12 protein-coding genes and 3 pseudogenes are annotated in these 14,399 nt (G+C 61.0%); 4 read left to right on the forward strand and 11 right to left on the reverse strand.

Annotated elements, in window-relative coordinates; translation table 11 throughout:
• The first annotated feature begins 78 nt into the window (after window positions 1-78).
• Complete coding sequence (locus tag LDO29_RS25515) at window positions 79-1,011, forward strand: LysR family transcriptional regulator (protein ID WP_224082531.1); 933 nt, start codon at window positions 79-81, stop codon at window positions 1,009-1,011.
• 168 nt (window positions 1,012-1,179) lie between these two features.
• On the opposite strand, the gene LDO29_RS25520 is transcribed toward LDO29_RS25515, so the two are convergent.
• From LDO29_RS25520 to LDO29_RS25535, 4 genes are all read right to left on the reverse strand, one after another.
• A complete protein-coding gene (locus tag LDO29_RS25520) occupies window positions 1,180-1,461 on the reverse strand; it encodes a type II toxin-antitoxin system RelE/ParE family toxin (protein WP_224082532.1) in 282 nt (93 codons plus the stop codon).
• On the reverse strand, window positions 1,448-1,714 hold the full coding sequence (locus tag LDO29_RS25525) for a type II toxin-antitoxin system RelB/DinJ family antitoxin (RefSeq protein ID WP_224082533.1): 267 nt from the start codon (window positions 1,712-1,714) through the stop codon (window positions 1,448-1,450). Before LDO29_RS25525 ends, LDO29_RS25520 begins: the two co-directional genes overlap by 14 nt.
• Before the next feature lie 253 nt (window positions 1,715-1,967).
• Window positions 1,968-2,234, reverse strand: a complete 267-nt coding sequence (locus LDO29_RS25530; protein ID WP_224082534.1) for a hypothetical protein — start codon at window positions 2,232-2,234, stop codon at window positions 1,968-1,970.
• Window positions 2,183-2,695, reverse strand: coding sequence for a hypothetical protein (locus tag LDO29_RS25535; RefSeq protein ID WP_224082535.1), 513 nt, complete (start codon window positions 2,693-2,695; stop codon window positions 2,183-2,185). Before LDO29_RS25535 ends, LDO29_RS25530 begins: the two co-directional genes overlap by 52 nt.
• A gap of 209 nt (window positions 2,696-2,904) precedes the next feature.
• On the opposite strand from LDO29_RS25535, the gene LDO29_RS25540 reads away from it, so the two are divergent.
• On the forward strand, window positions 2,905-3,729 hold the full coding sequence (locus LDO29_RS25540; RefSeq protein ID WP_224082536.1) for a YdcF family protein: 825 nt from the start codon (window positions 2,905-2,907) through the stop codon (window positions 3,727-3,729).
• Window positions 3,730-3,869: 140 nt separating this feature from the next.
• Here LDO29_RS25540 and LDO29_RS25545 read toward each other — a convergent pair whose 3' ends face one another.
• Window positions 3,870-4,508 carry a hypothetical protein gene (locus tag LDO29_RS25545; protein ID WP_224082537.1) on the reverse strand — a complete coding sequence of 213 codons (639 nt, stop codon included), beginning with the start codon at window positions 4,506-4,508 and terminating at the stop codon, window positions 3,870-3,872.
• A gap of 128 nt (window positions 4,509-4,636) precedes the next feature.
• Window positions 4,637-5,011 (reverse strand): annotated as a pseudogene (locus LDO29_RS25550) (LysR family transcriptional regulator); the annotation flags it as partial.
• 106 nt (window positions 5,012-5,117) lie between these two features.
• Between LDO29_RS25550 and LDO29_RS25555 the strand changes: the two are divergent.
• Window positions 5,118-5,309 (forward strand): annotated as a pseudogene (locus LDO29_RS25555) (oxidoreductase); the annotation flags it as partial.
• A 42-nt stretch (window positions 5,310-5,351) separates the two neighbouring features.
• Here LDO29_RS25555 and LDO29_RS25560 read toward each other — a convergent pair.
• The gene (locus tag LDO29_RS25560; RefSeq protein WP_224082538.1) at window positions 5,352-8,201 is read right to left on the reverse strand and encodes an ankyrin repeat domain-containing protein; all 2,850 of its coding nucleotides are present in this window, start codon (window positions 8,199-8,201) and stop codon (window positions 5,352-5,354) included.
• A 388-nt stretch (window positions 8,202-8,589) separates the two neighbouring features.
• Between LDO29_RS25560 and LDO29_RS25565 the strand changes: the two are divergent.
• Window positions 8,590-9,912: pseudogene (locus LDO29_RS25565) on the forward strand (IS110 family transposase).
• 140 nt (window positions 9,913-10,052) lie between these two features.
• On the opposite strand, the gene LDO29_RS25570 reads toward LDO29_RS25565, so the two are convergent.
• From LDO29_RS25570 to LDO29_RS25585, 4 genes are all read right to left on the reverse strand, one after another.
• The gene (locus LDO29_RS25570) at window positions 10,053-11,183 is read right to left on the reverse strand and encodes a porin (protein ID WP_224082539.1); all 1,131 of its coding nucleotides are present in this window, start codon (window positions 11,181-11,183) and stop codon (window positions 10,053-10,055) included.
• A gap of 491 nt (window positions 11,184-11,674) precedes the next feature.
• The gene (locus tag LDO29_RS25575) at window positions 11,675-12,661 is read right to left on the reverse strand and encodes a fumarylacetoacetate hydrolase family protein (RefSeq protein ID WP_224082540.1); all 987 of its coding nucleotides are present in this window, start codon (window positions 12,659-12,661) and stop codon (window positions 11,675-11,677) included.
• Between the two features lie 86 nt (window positions 12,662-12,747).
• Complete coding sequence (locus LDO29_RS25580; RefSeq protein ID WP_224082541.1) at window positions 12,748-13,269, reverse strand: VOC family protein; 522 nt, start codon at window positions 13,267-13,269, stop codon at window positions 12,748-12,750.
• 82 nt (window positions 13,270-13,351) lie between these two features.
• Window positions 13,352-13,912 (reverse strand): NADPH-dependent FMN reductase, encoded by a 561-nt coding sequence (locus LDO29_RS25585; RefSeq protein WP_224082542.1) that lies wholly within the window; start codon window positions 13,910-13,912, stop codon window positions 13,352-13,354.
• Window positions 13,913-14,399 lie beyond the last annotated feature (487 nt).

Below are 14,399 nucleotides of genomic sequence, written 5' to 3' on the forward strand. Positions count from 1 at the left end.
CGCTGTTTCAGGCCATGATAGGGAGGCTCAAGGTATGATTCAAATGCAAATATCTAACCTCAACCATGAGTGTTTCGCATGGATACGCAGAAACTGCTCCACCTGCTGGCGGTCGTCGAGCACGGTACGTTTTCCGAAGCGGCGCGTGCGGTACATCTGACACAGCCGGCATTGAGCCGCAGCATCCGCTCGCTCGAAGATGAGCTCAGGGCGCCACTCTTCGACCGCGGGGCACGGCGTGCCCACCTGACCGTATTCGGCCAGCTGGTGGTCGAACGGGCACGCCGCATGCGGCTGGAAGAAGCGCAGCTCAAGCGAGACCTGGACCTGCTGCGCGGGGGCGAGGAAGGCAGCCTGACCATCGGCGTAGCCCCGGCGCCGGCGGCCTTGCTGCTGACGCCCTTCCTGATCCACATGGCCAGCACGCGGCCACGCATCAAGGTCCGCACCGAAACCGGCGCGACCCGCGCGCTGCTGGACCATCTGCGCAGCGAGGCCATCGACGTGATCGTGGGCGACGCCTACATCCTCCAGCACGCCGAAGACATCGACATGGAGCCGCTGGGCGAGCTGCCCGCCGGCCTGGTCTGCCGCGCCGGCCACCCGATCCTGTCCGAGCGGCGTATCGACATCGACACCATCCGCGCGTATCCGGTGGCCACCACCACATTAAGCACGGCGGTGACGCGGCGGCTGGAAGAGGTGTACGGGCCCGATGCCGCAGACAAGCTCTTCTCCCTGCATTGCGACAATCTCGACGTGCTGCGCAACGTGGCGCTGCACACCGATGCGCTGCTGTTCGGCGTGCTGTCCGTCACGCGCGAGGAGCGCGCCAGCGGACGCATGGTGGAAGTGCCGATGCCGCCGGACCCTACCCGGCGCGGGCGCTACGCGCTGGCGCGCATGGCGGCGCGATCCATGTCGCCTGCGCTGCAGGCGCTGTATGACTTCACGCGGGCGCACTGGCGGGAGTTGGCTTCGGAAACGGATGGAGGGGGACGTTTGGCGTGAGGCAACGGGGGCTGCGCAGCCTTGTCGGGTAGCGGTTCACAGGACAAAGCGCGATAAGGTTGCGCACCAGTCGATCGCGTATTCAAACGCCCGGCATTTGGCCCGAATGACCTTCACAACGGATACGACAAAGCCGCCCGCAGGCGGCTCAGAGGCAGGCATTGATTCCTAAAGACCCAACTCGCTATGCGAGCCCAGCCGGACGAGCTGCAGCGTCTCGTCGTCAGGCACCCGGTAGATCAGCACCAGGTCTGGCTTCACGTGACAATCCCGGAAATCCTTCCATTCGCCGGTAAGGCGATGGTCCTTATGCCTGGCGGACAGCGGTTCATCATTCGCCAGAGCCGTTACCACCTCGACGAAAGCCGCAGCGAGAGTATTCCGATGCGGGCCCTTTTGCTCGCGCTTGAAATCGCGCTTGAACTGCGTGGTTCGTTCAATCACCCTCATTATTGAGATCAGCCATCAGGTCATCCACCGACCCAAACTTGCGAAGACCTCCGGCCCGAGCCTCCTTCAGCGCCGCAATGGTTGTAGGGTTGGGAGTCATCAGTTCAAAGGGCAGAGCCTTCTCCCGTGCTACGCGGGTCAACAACATGCGCATCGCATCGGACACCGTCAGGCCCATCGCTTCCAAGACGACAGAGGCCTCTTCCTTGATCTCAGGATCGATCCGGGCCCGGACAATAGAAGACGTAGGCATGACAGGCTCCAAACTAAAGTATCCATTACGTCACTCTTTGACTTAGTGACTTCGGCTTGCAGATCAGAACAATTGCCCGGATTCTGTAGCCACACTGTAGCTCAGACAAGCTACAACCACCATAGTTCTCCGAATATCATGGGTCCGAAGAAGCGAATGCGCCACCTCACTGCAACGGAGCGCCCTCACCCGCAGACGCCGCAGCGCTTGGTCGGACGTTCATTCGGATGAGGCACCCCGCCCCCGGACAAGCTCAGTGCGCGTGCCCATGCAACGGATCAAACTCCGCCCCGTCGCCAACGCTGTCGATTGTCCAGCGGCGCGATGACGGAAGCTTCTGCCAGGTCACCTTCTCGGCATCATTCTCGATGTTGCCAGTAGTGCGCTTCACGTTGCCAGTGGAGAAATTGATGCTCACGTCCTCCGTGACGCCGGAATTGCGCATTACCGAATTGCTGTCATAGCCGATCAGCTCGAAGGCGCCGTTCTGCCAGCGGAAGCTGTACGTCGTGGTGCCCATTGACCAACTGCCAGCACTGGCGAAGAAATGCAGCACAACGCGCAGCGTGCCGCGCGCAATGGACACGCCTCCGGTTTCTTCGAGCATGTCGTCGAGCGTCGGCTGCTCGTGGCGGGGATCAACGCATGGTTCTGCACCGCGAGCGCGTAGCCGCCGTCAGCGCGCGACCATGCCACGGCCAGGATGCGCGGATTGGTATCGAGTGGGTTCTGTCCCATCCCGTCGTGACGGACGATATTGCTGGCACGCTGCTGGCGCAGAACCAGCACGAGATCGGAGCGACCGTCGTTGTTGAGGTCGCCGTCGCTTCGGCTTTCGAGGCGCCAGCCTTTGGGTACGAAGCCTTCGGCCGATTTTGCCGTCGCCGGCAGGACAGGGTAATCGACAGGTGGGATGACCAGCTCCTGAGCCAACGCAGGGGCTGACATCATGAGCGCGGCGATCAGGCTGGCGAGACGCATGGGTGTACTCCGTTTCGCGCCAGGCAGCTCATCGCACCAGCGCGCTGAATAAAGAAGGCTGGAGTTTGCGATATGTGGCTTACGACCTCAAGCCGGTCGGCATCATCGGCCCATAGCTATAGTATCGCCTTCGCTTCTCCTCGCCACTCGCTGCGGAAAGCCCGTCAAACAGGGACAAGCATGAAGTTCAGCAGCGACACCGATGCACTATGGCAATTGACCAGACGACAACCACGAAGCCATCAATGAAACCCGGCAGACACTGGATACGCCTTGCCCTGGCGCTGGTCGGCGCCGTGCTGCTTGGCGACGCCGTCGCGCTGATGTCCATGGGGTTGTTCAATTTCGGCATCGTGCTGCCCGGCAGCATCGGCATTGCGTTCCTGTTCCTCGCGCTGTGTTGGGATCGTGTCGCACGCTGGCGCAAGGCCGATCAACGCAGACAGTTGCTATGGCGTGCGACGTGGACGGCGTTTGCGGTGTGGCTGGTGACTGTGGGTGTGTTCTTCCACGGCATCCGAAGCGGCATGGGCGTCTCCGTGCCTGAGGGAGTCCCGATCAAGGCCATCATTGTTCTTGGGTCTGGCACGCCTAACTGTCAAGCGTCGTCAGCGTTGATGGCACGACTGGACCAGGGGCTGGCGCAGGCCCAACGATGGCCGGCGGCAAAGGTCGTGGTCAGCGGTGGACAGGACTTCGGTCAGCATTGCACTGAAGCAGACATCATGGCCGACTACCTTGTTGCGCGCGGCGTGCCAGCTAACAGATTGGTTCGGGAGGGACGCAGCACCAGCACCGAAGAGAACCTCTTGTTCAGCCGGCGCTTGCTGGAGGAGCAGGACGTTGATGCCGCGCGATCGATCGTGGTGGTCACAAGCGATTTCCACGTGCGACGTGCCGTGGGCATTGCGCGGAAGGCGGGCTTCGCCGAGGTATTCGGCGTGGGCGCTGCGACCCCTTTGTACCTTCGTTTCAATGCGTGGTTGCGTGAGTATTTTGCGTCGATCAGTAGTTGGATACTGAGGGAGTACTGAGACATCAGACGGGACCGCTTGTGAACAAATCAGTTTTCCCGATGATGAAGCAGCCTGATCGCCAGCATCCTCCTTTCCTGCAAGACCTCCCAGCCAGGCGCGAAGATACCACCGCGGCGCGTTGGCTGGGGCTCCAGAGGTCAGTACCAGGCTTTGGTGGCGATCATCGTAAACACTATGGGCATCAAGGGGATGCTGAGGATGACTAGTACTCCGTCAACGGCCATCGTGACCGGAGTCATTAACACCAGGGCTTGTCTGCCACCTTTTGGCAAGGCCTCCCTGACGTCGATCCTGTAGGACTGATTCAGAGTCTTTGCACTGGCCGGCATGCTGAAGTTGCCCGCGGCATAGCGCTTGCCGCGCAGATCGAAGTACCGCTTGACACCGGTTTGCGGGCCCTTGAAGCCAAGATCGCTTGCGGCCTGCCGTTCGTCATCGCTCGGATTATTGAGGACTAACCCAAACCGACCCTCTACGTCGGCGTCCACGTTGACGCGAAAGAGACTGAACGTAGCGGCCAGCCTGGGGTGAAGCGGTGAATCAAGCAGTGCGGCAAATCCGTCCGGCGTGTCGAAGATGTAGTGGTACGTCGGGCCAAGGATTACCAACTTCTTGCCGTCCGCCGTGAGAAGAACCTGGCTGATGGTCTCCTGGTATTCGCGATACTCCTGCTTGTTCGCCTCCTTCATCAACGCCTGTGTGGCACAGCCGCTCGTGCTCAGCAATGCGACAGCGGAAAGGGCGAGGAACGTCCTGCGGTGGTTGCGATTCATCATCGTGGCAGCGTCATGCTGCGGGTCAATGGGGAATCGGTATGTGTATCCCTTGCATGAAGCCCCCTCAATAGAAGGATTCCGAAAGTGAGCGTTGAAGTTTCCGAGTGGCGTCTGTTGAGGCGGGGGATCTAATCCTCGCTCTTCACTTTCAAGAAATCCACAAACGCCCGCAACGGCGCTGGCAAATGCCGCCGCCCCGGATAGTAAAGAAACGGCCCAGAAAACCTCTGCCACCAAGGCTCCAGAACCGGCTCCAGCGCCCCACTGTCGAGATACGGTCGAAGCTTCCCCTCGAAGATGTGGATCACCCCGCCCCCAGCCAACGCCGTACTGATCGCCAGATCGATAGACGCAGCAGGCCGGATCAGCAGCCGATTCGGCGGATCCAGCCGCAACGCCTCACCATCCCGCTCGGACACCTACGGTGGCACGGCCCCTCTGGCGAACTGCCCGCGCAAGCAGACGTGCGAGAGCAGATCGCGCGGATGTTCCGGCCTGCCGTGCCGAGGGCGACGCTGCGCGTGGTGCGGTTGAGCTGGCGCAGGCCCAGCTTTGCCTCCAGGCGGCGCACGTCGATGCTGAGGCTCGACGCCGAGACGCCGCTGATCCGCGCCGCATCCTCACCCGGACAACCTGATGATCGTCATCAAGGTGGGCGCCCGCCGCGGCGAAGACGCCTCGTGGCTGCCGGCGCTTGAGCCGGAGGACATCCGGCAAGGGGTCCATGACAACCTGCGCAATCTGGGTCTGGAGGCCCTGGATGTCGTGAACCTGCGGGTCATGGGCGATATCCCCGCGCCATGACCAAGATCCTCGACATCGGCGCCACACACAGGCAACGTTTCACAGTCGCTCGCGCGCCATGGCGCGCTGCACTGCAATCGGCATCGCGCGTTCCGGCAAGCCGGCCAGTGCCAGATACGTATCGATCCGTGGCCAGACGGCAGCCCAAGATAGCTCGTTGATCAACGGCAGGTTGAGTGCCGCGTAGACCGGCACCCAGATTTCCTCGCCTTGCACCCGCCGTCGCACCGACAACGCCGGATTGAACTGGTACCACCCTTGCTCAAAGCGCCTGAAGAGCATGCGGTTGTACGTGTAGTCTCGCTCCACTTCGTTTCTTGCCAGCACGCCGGAGAGGTGCTGCCTGCGCTTGCGCTCCGGTCGCAGCACATTGGCTGGCAGATGTTCCCATGCCTCCAGGATGGCCCGCGTTTCAAAGGCTGCGTAAGGCCGGCGGTGAGCGTGAGTAAAGCGGGACTTGAACAGTGCCCACATGGTCTGGAACAGGACGTACTCCGACATATGCCGGTCGATGCGCACCAGCCGGGTTCCGTTATTCACATCGATCGTGGCCGGCGCCAACAATTCATAGAGTGCCCCGAACGGCCCGCAGGCGAACCGGGGCGACCGGAATGCCTCCTGCATCGCCCAGTGCAAGGCGTTGCGGCCGTAGTGGTCGACATTCTCGCGATCCGCACCGCGCTCCAGCAGCGCCTCGACCAGCGCCACATTGCCGGCCGCAGCGGCCGCCATCAGCGGGGTCTGGTTCATCGGCAGCCGGTGCTCGACGCCGTGGCGCTCGCACTGCCGCAGTATGTCCTTGAAGTTGCCGGCAAAGTACGCCGCAAAGCTCTTGCGGGCCAGGCCGCCGCGTTCACCGGAGAAGTCTCGGGCCGCGACAAAGCCGGCGTCATGCGCGAGCATCGTCGCCAGCAACGGCTCATCGTGTGCGGCGGCGACTTCGTAGAGCTGCTGCTTGGGCTTGTTCCCCGGTACTTGTTCGCGGAACACCTTGTGCAGCAGTTCCTCGAGCTTCGTCTGGTCGAACACCGGCCACGGCGGCGGCGTCTCCTTCAGGATGCTGCTGCGGATGGCGTCGGCCTGTTCCTGCTTGCCCTGCAGTTCAAGCTTCCTCGCCTCTTTCTGCCAGTCCTCCAGCGTAGCCTGGCGCGCCTCGACCCTGGCTTGCCCGCCTTGCCCCAATTCAAGCAGCGCGAGCAATGGATGACCGAGGTCGGATTCGATCAGGTAGAGATTCCGGGTGGCGCGCGTGAGTGCCACGTAGAGTGCATTGACGAAGAACTTGTAGACCTCCAGCGATTTGTCGTGCTTGTCCCTGGCACGCCGGTAGGTCAGCGTGTCGTCAGCCAGGTCTTGCTTGCCCACGCCGTCGGCAATCTCGCCGAACGCTGCGCGTTGATCCGACACGAAGCGATAGAGCACGATGTTCTCGTACTCAAGCCCTTTGGCTTCGTGAATGGAAAACAGCAGCGGCGTGGAAAAGTGCTTTCTTGCCTCCGCTTTGTCTTCATCGCGCAGCACCAGCACCGCGCACTGCGTCGTCCGGCGGATACTCTGGTCCAGTTCGCGCTTGATGTTGTCCTGGTCCTGCAACAGCGTCACCTGGCCGGCGTCTCCGCCAACGGCATCGACCAGGAAATTGCTCTCGCGGTCAATCGAGCCAAAGCGGCGATGCTTGACCTTGAGCAGCGTGTTGGCCACGCGCGTCGCCTCGGTACCGTTGCGGAAGTTCGCCGTCAGGACACGCAATGCCTGTTGCTCGGCGAGTTGCGCGTCTTGCCAGAACAGGCTCTTGACCTGGCTCCAGTTGAAGAAGTTGGGGTGGACGATCTGGTTGGAGTCGCCGCAAAGCAGGAACTGGCCGGGCTTCCTGAGCGTCTTGAGCACCAGCGCCAGCTGTGCCATGGTCAGGTCCTGGACCTCATCGATCACCACGAAATCATAGCGAGCGGCCGCAAGCGGCGACCACTCGAGAGCGACAAGATTGAGGTCATAGAGACCACTGTCAGCCAGCCACGCCCGATACCGCTCGAACAGGTCATAAACGCGGGCGCGCATGTCCGCGCCAAAGATGGACTGGCGCACGCCCAGGGCCTGATAGCCAGCGCGATCCAGCACACCGTGCGCCGATGCCGTGATGACGCCACGAATTTCCTCAAAGGCCTGGTGGCCATCGATATCGCGAAACTGCTGGCGCTGGCGTTCAAACCACTGCGCAAAGTCCCGCCATCCGGCCTCGCGGCCCTGGGGCATGCGGATCGATTCGACAAACTCGCGGTAGGACAGAAACTCCGCCTCCTGCGCCGGATGCTCGAAACCGTTGGCATAGTAGAGATCGCGCGCATTGCGTGCCAGGTAGGCGGAATGCGTGACATACAGCACCTCGCCTTCCGCATGCTTGAGCTTCTCCAGCGTCAGCGCCGTCTTGCCGCTACCGGCGGACCCGACCAGCACCAGCGGCGCCGGCTCACGATAAACCGCCTCCTGTGCATCGTCAAAGGAGATCGGCTTATCCAGCACATGAACATCGGTTCGCTCCGGATGAAGATAACGTACCGGCTCCGCCTCCCGCACCGCTTCGGCCGCCTCGACCTCGGCAATCTTTTCTTCATCGATATCCGCGCCGCGCAGGAAACGGCTGCTGCGGTAGTCGTGGTTCTCGATCACCTCCAGCATCAATGCGCTGACCTCTCCCTCGTGCCGCAGGAGTGAAAACAGCAGGCGGTTGGCGTCATCCAGGCGGGCGCGGTAGAACTTGCCGTGTGTCAGGCTCGCCAGCTTCTTTACCTGCGCCGCCCGGAAATCATCCCTGCCGATCGCCTCGACAACCTTGTAGTAAGCGCCCTTGACGCGGGAGATATCGAGGCCGTTGTATTCGAGGATCTTCATTGCCGGGTAGGGCCACTCTAGTTGCGGGAGGAGGGATGATTGTAGAGGAAGGGAAGCAGGCGCCCGGCGGCGGATATGCCGCACATCAGCAGTGGAGGCGTCAGTAGTCGGGTCCTGCGCGAGTATTGAGCTTCCCAAGCCCATGCCTGCGCCCGGCGTTCGCGAAGAAACGACTATAAAGGGGAACGGCAGCGCCGAGATGACCGACAAGTCATTGGTGCGAGCTCGCGGCGATTGGCCTCGCTGCTGGGTGAGCCCGTTATTGAGCATGGTCCGGGAATCGTCGGCGACAGTGGTGAGCGCAGCGATGCGCATCCCGTTTGAGAGATCGAGTCGAAATCGACGCTTCCCATGGCGCTGCCGTTCACTGATGATCTTGGAGCAAGCCATGGCCATGCGCAAGCGAGAAGACGAGGTATTTCCCAACGCGGCGGGGATCGATGTCGGCGCATCGAGCCACTAGGTCGCCGTGCCCCGCCATGCGACTGAGGACCCGGTGCGCGAGTTCGGCGCGATGACTGACGACCTCAACGCCATGGCCGACTGGCTGATTGCATGTGGCGTCGACGCGGTGGCGCTGGAATCCACCGGGGTGTACTGGATCCCGGTGTATGAAGTGCTGGAGCAGCGCGGGCTGAAGGTCTGGCTGGTCGATGCGCGGCAGATGAAGTACGTGCCCGGACGCAAGAGCGACGTGCAGGACTGCCAATGGCTGCAAAGGCTGATGAGCCTGGGGTTGCTGCGCGCGGCCTGGCGCCCCGACGGCGAGGTGTGTGTGGTGCGCGCAGTGGCCCGCCAGCGCGAAGTGCTGCTTACCGAGCAGGCCAGTTGGGTGCAGCGCATGCAAAAGGCACTGGTGCAGATGAACATCCAGCTCACCGAGGTGCTCAGCGACGTGATGGGCATGACCGGGCAGGCCATCATCTGCGCCATCGTGGCCGGCGAGCGTGACCCGAAGGTGCTGGCGCGCCACCGTCACAGCCGCGTCAAGGCCAGCGCCGAGGAAGTCGCCCGGGCGCTGACGGGTAACTGGCGAGAAGAGCATCTGTTTGTACTCGCCCAGGCGCTGGCCATGTACGACCATATTGCGCGGCATCTGGCCGAGTGCGAGGCGAAGCTGCAGGCCCTACTGGGCAAGTTGGGCCAGTGCCAGATCGACTTGGGCAAAGCCCCCCGAGCCGGCAGCAAGCTGCGTGCCAAATATGATGTCCGCCAGGTCATGGCCAACTGGGCGGGCGTGGACCTCACGCGCATCAATGGACTGGGCGCGACTGCGGTGCTGAAGATCCTCTCGGAGATCGGCACGGACCTCAGCCGCTTCGCCAATGTCAAGCACTTCTGTTCGTGGCTGGGCCTGTGCCCCGGCACCAAGATCAGCGGCGGCAAGGTGCTCAGCGCGCGCACGCGCCGCTCCACCAACCGGGTGCGCCAGGCGCTCAAGCTCGCGGCCATGAGCCTGTCGCGCAACGACTCGGCGCTCGGCGCGTTCTATCGGCGGCTATGTGCCCGCATGGACAAGCCGCGCGCGAATACCGCCGTCGCCCATAAGCTGGCGCGCATGGTGTACTTCATGCTCACGCGCGGCGAGGCCTTCGTCGACCAGGGCCAGCAGCGCTACGAAGAGCAACAGCGCGAGCGTAGCATCGCCGCCCTCAAACGCCGCGCCGCCGCGCTCGGCTTCCAGATCCATGCGGTGACGGTGGCCCCCTGAACCCAGCCGCCCTCAGTGTCGTTTCTCATGAGGTATCGGTCGGTACGGAGGCGGGTCCTGACGCGCAGTTTCCAATTCCCGCCCCCCTTTTACAACAATTTCAACAGCTGCCCCGGCAAAGCCGGGGCCTCCCTTGGTAGCTAGAATTTGTGGCGAACCCCCAGGGCCACCCCAACCATGCTGGACTCCCCCGCCCCCGGGAAGTAGCCGTTGGCAAAACTGATCGCCGAGGTATCGAAGTTCAGACCCGCATTTTTTGCATAGGCGGTACTCAGATAGATGTCCGTTCGCTTGGACAGATTGTAGTCGGCGACGAACAGTACCTGCCACGGGTTAGCGATATTATTGGTAGCGCCGTTCGCAGCAAGATTTAGATTTTTGACATCATCGTAGTAGTAAGCCAGTGTCAGGCTTAAGGCAGAGGTAGCCTGATAGTTGGTGCCGATCCAGTAAAGGTTGTCTCGGAGGATCGTGTTGTCATTCGCCGCTATATTGCGCCCCCAGCGAAATCCCGCCATCACCTTGACGGGGCCGGTAGCGTAGCTGGCTGCCATGGCTGCTTTCTTGAAGGTGCCAGTGCCGCCCGTGCTCAACGTCGGGTTGTACTGGTCATAACCGATCGCCGTAGCGAACGGACCGGCGGCGTAGCCCACACCGGCACCATAGCCAGTGTCACGGCGGAACTCACCCGGAACTTCGCCACCACCGGCGACGCCGTTACCAAACGACCAATGGGCGGTCATGCTGACAGGGCCGTACTTATTGGTGTACTTGGCCAGGTTGTCGGATCGAAAGTTGGCTCCAGCCAGGGCAATAATCGGCTCGTACTGGTTCCCGAATGCATTCGGCGAGAAGTTGGCTAGCGCTTCGAACATCGACGTGTATTGGCGGCCGAATGTGACGCGACCGGCCCGGGCGAGTTCAAGTCCGACAAAAGCCTGACGACCGAACAGGCGTCCACCTTGTTGTATGCGCCCGTCGTCGGACGAGAATCCGTTTTCGAGTGCGAACATGGCTTTCAAGCCTCCGCCCAGGTCCTCGATGCCACGCAGGCCCCATCGAGAACCCGACAAGCCGCCCGGAGTCATGCGGAATACATTGTTCGCCTCGCCAGGGCGAAAGCCATTGGTTGCCGATGGAACTGTCGAAGACATGTTGGAAACATACTCAAGGTTTGTATCCAACACACCGTATAACGTAACATTCGACTGAGCCTGCGCCGCGCATGTGAATAGTCCAAGCACAGCCGAAGCAAAAATCGATCTCTTCATGTTTTGTAGTCTCCAATTATTTATATATTTGAAAGGTGGGCAGCCTTTTCAACCCGATATTTAAAACTGGATTTCAATCTCTACTTTTGAACTACTCACGGGAAAATCGAACAGGAATTCTGTATGTCGTTCGCCACATTTGCATGACAACTGCGAAGGCCACACCTGCGATACGTATTGCCAGCTGAGAGTTCGCTGCGTTTTCGAAGCAGTTTTTCGCAAACCGGGCCTGATGACGAACACCGGCTTTACGGTCTGCCGCTTATGCAGGCCGTACTGTGTCCGGCCAGCCTGCCGGGTTAGCGGGTCCGTCGTCTCGGTCGCGCCACCGACAGCAGTCGATGGCGCGCGTCCAGTCACGCAGCGTCTGTCCCGTTACGTGCGTATCGTGCCCGGCCAATCCGCTGCGCCAGCGAAATCACATGGGCCGGCAGCGCGGTGCCCGCGTTGCTTCCGGACGGCACAGAATCGATCGAGGACAAGATCACGGATCAACGGAAGGCGGCCTGTGTCACCACCGTCTGCTCGATGGCGCCGAAGACGCTCTTTCCCGACGCGTCAAACATCTCCAGCGTCACACGATCGCCTTCGCGCAGATACGGAGACAACTCGGAAGCTCCGTCCAGCCGTTGCCGTGCCCGCAGTTCGGCAAGACACCCGCAGCCGTTGGCCCGGTCCCTATTGGCGATTGCCCCCGCACCGACAACGGTGCCCGCCGCCAGCGGTCGGGTGCGTGCGGCATAGGCCAGCAACTCGGCATAGCTGAACATCAGGTCTGCGCCCGGGTCGAGTTCACCGACGCGCACGCCGTTGACCTCGCACTTGTAGCGGCCGCTGGCCTTGGCATTCGTCCATGCGGTCCCAAGTTCGTCGGGTGTGACCAGGATGGGCGCCATGGCGTTGAGGGGCTTGCTGTGGATCAGCCCCATGCCGCGGGCGACCTCGGTCGGAACGAAAGCTCGGATGGAGACGTCGTTCAGAAGACCGACGAGACGGATGTGGTGCTCGGCCTGTTGCGCCGATACGCCCAACGGCACCGCATCGGTAATGACGACCAGCTCGGCTTCGAAGTCCAGATCCAGGTCGTCGGGATTCGGCATGACGATAGGGTCCCGAGGACCCATCATGGGTGCGCCCGTGCCTTGATAGATCACCGGGATATCGGCGTATCCGTCAGGAAGCTGGGCACCGCGGGCCTGCCGGATGACACTCATGTGCTCCGAGTAAGCACTGCCGTCGAGAAACTGGTAGGCCCTGGGCAACGGCGCAATGAACTTCGAAGGATCAATAGTGAAGCCAGCGCCGTTATTGAGCTCGGCATAGATTTCCTCCAGGCGCGGAGCCACTTCGGCCCATGAGTCCAGCGCGGCCTGCAGTGTGGGGGCGATGTGAGGAACCTCGAGGCCGCGGACGGCCGTGCGATCCACCACGATGAGTCGGCCGTCCGGGCCACGATCACGAAGTGAGGCAAGTTTCATGGATACTCTTTCAAGTTAATCGGTAAGTGACGGTTGAGTTGTGGGGCGGCGCTACCCCTAACCTGCGGAGCCTGCCTGCCCCGCCATCAATGGCTGTTCGGCGGATTGCCCGCCCAGCTTCCGTGTTGGCTCCAGCGCTCGAGCAGGGTAGGTGCTTCTCTATGAGCGATTTCCTTCATCTCCTGAGTGGCAGTGTGGGCAACCAACTCAAGCCTGTGGCCGCTTGGATCGTGGAAATATATCGACAGGAAAAAGCCTTCGTGATCTGTCGGCCCAATCACGTCAAGGCCAAGCGACTCCAGGCGCGCCTTCGCCGCCATGACTGTTTCGACGTCGGCAACCTCAAACGCGAAGTGCTGGATCCAGTCCCGCATCCCCGTGTCTCTGATGCCGCCCGGCGAGAGTGGGGCCTCGAAAAAGGCAATGCAACTCCCATCTTCCATTTCAAAGAAGATGTGGATGTGCGGATCGAACTCCTGGGTGGAAGGCACGCGGTCCGCACCCATTACATGGCTCAGTTTCAAGCCCAGAACCTGGGTGTAGAACTCCGTGGTTTCCTTGGCGCTCTTGCATCGGTAGGCCCCGTGGCTCAACTTCTTGCATAGCATGGTTTCACCTCTTTCATCAGTTCAAAACAAACATCACCAAATTGCCTAAACCTTCCGCATTCGCATGGTTGCGAACCACCGGTCATTGATGGGCAGCATGCTGCCGTATCCAGCCAATGTAGCGGGACATCCATGACTCGAGGAACTGGCGGGTCGCGTGGTTTTGTATTTCCCCGGCTTCGTCGAAGAGACCATCCTCGCTCTTCAGATAGACCTCTGGCTGCCCTATGGTGCGAACGTCCAGGTAGCTGAGGATGCTACGCAGGTGCTGCTGGGCGATCGCGGTGCCAAGCGGGCTGGGCGAGATTCCGATCACGCCCCCCGGCTTGCCTGTCCACACGCTTTTGCCGAATGGTCGCGACCCATGATCGATGGCATTCTTCAACACGCCCGGGATCGAGCGGTTGTACTCGGGCGTCACGAACATCAAACCGTCGGCTGCAGCGATCTGCTCACGCATGCGGGCGACCGATTCGGCGGGCTTTGCATCGTCCTCCTGGTTGTATGGGGGGAGATCATCGATCCGCACATGCTGGAAGGCAAAATCGGCAGGAGCAAGCACTGCAATGGCACGTGCGAGCTTATTGTTGAGTGATTCTTTGCGCAGGCTTCCAACAAGGACAGCAATGTTGATACTTCTCATGAGTAGCGCTCGTCGATGGAGGATTAACGGAAGTCTGTGTTATCAAGGACCGTGACATCAGCGATTATTCTTTTTTCAATCTCACCGGAGCTTCATCTGTCCGTTTATTGGAAATGGATTTCACTTGATCGCCCCACAAATGGGCGGAATGAAAGGCGTTGATGGTTTTCGCACACGTGGACGCTCGCGCAACCGAACCGAATGGCTCGGTCCGCTGAATCATTGAAATGAGAGGGGAAGGACATGTCATGCTGGATGCCGCGCAAGGCGCAGCCATAGCACGGCGATTGCGAGCATTTGCAATGACGCGATGGGCCCACATGACATGACAGGCGCCGATCGATTTCAGTGATTCAGTGGACTCGCTGGCTAAGCCCTCAGGATTACCCACAAAGTGACGACGAGGTGGAGATCTGGTGGTTGTAAACAAGAGGCTACGGTGTTAACTTTCGCCTGCCCTGATTGCAATGACACTCGAGATTGGCAG

Source organism: Cupriavidus laharis (assembly GCF_914271435.1).
In the GTDB taxonomy this organism is placed as follows: domain Bacteria; phylum Pseudomonadota; class Gammaproteobacteria; order Burkholderiales; family Burkholderiaceae; genus Cupriavidus; species Cupriavidus laharis.

Coding starts and splice junctions, on each gene's coding strand:
- LDO29_RS25515 (WP_224082531.1), top strand. CDS start 79: ATGGATACGCAGAAACTGCTCCACCTGCTGGCGGTCGTCGAGCACGGT.
- LDO29_RS25520 (WP_224082532.1), bottom strand. CDS start 1,461: ATGAGGGTGATTGAACGAACCACGCAGTTCAAGCGCGATTTCAAGCGC.
- LDO29_RS25525 (WP_224082533.1), bottom strand. CDS start 1,714: ATGCCTACGTCTTCTATTGTCCGGGCCCGGATCGATCCTGAGATCAAG.
- LDO29_RS25530 (WP_224082534.1), bottom strand. CDS start 2,234: ATGGGCACCACGACGTACAGCTTCCGCTGGCAGAACGGCGCCTTCGAG.
- LDO29_RS25535 (WP_224082535.1), bottom strand. CDS start 2,695: ATGCGTCTCGCCAGCCTGATCGCCGCGCTCATGATGTCAGCCCCTGCG.
- LDO29_RS25540 (WP_224082536.1), top strand. CDS start 2,905: ATGGCAATTGACCAGACGACAACCACGAAGCCATCAATGAAACCCGGC.
- LDO29_RS25545 (WP_224082537.1), bottom strand. CDS start 4,508: ATGATGAATCGCAACCACCGCAGGACGTTCCTCGCCCTTTCCGCTGTC.
- LDO29_RS25560 (WP_224082538.1), bottom strand. CDS start 8,201: ATGAAGATCCTCGAATACAACGGCCTCGATATCTCCCGCGTCAAGGGC.
- LDO29_RS25570 (WP_224082539.1), bottom strand. CDS start 11,183: ATGAAGAGATCGATTTTTGCTTCGGCTGTGCTTGGACTATTCACATGC.
- LDO29_RS25575 (WP_224082540.1), bottom strand. CDS start 12,661: ATGAAACTTGCCTCACTTCGTGATCGTGGCCCGGACGGCCGACTCATC.
- LDO29_RS25580 (WP_224082541.1), bottom strand. CDS start 13,269: ATGCTATGCAAGAAGTTGAGCCACGGGGCCTACCGATGCAAGAGCGCC.
- LDO29_RS25585 (WP_224082542.1), bottom strand. CDS start 13,912: ATGAGAAGTATCAACATTGCTGTCCTTGTTGGAAGCCTGCGCAAAGAA.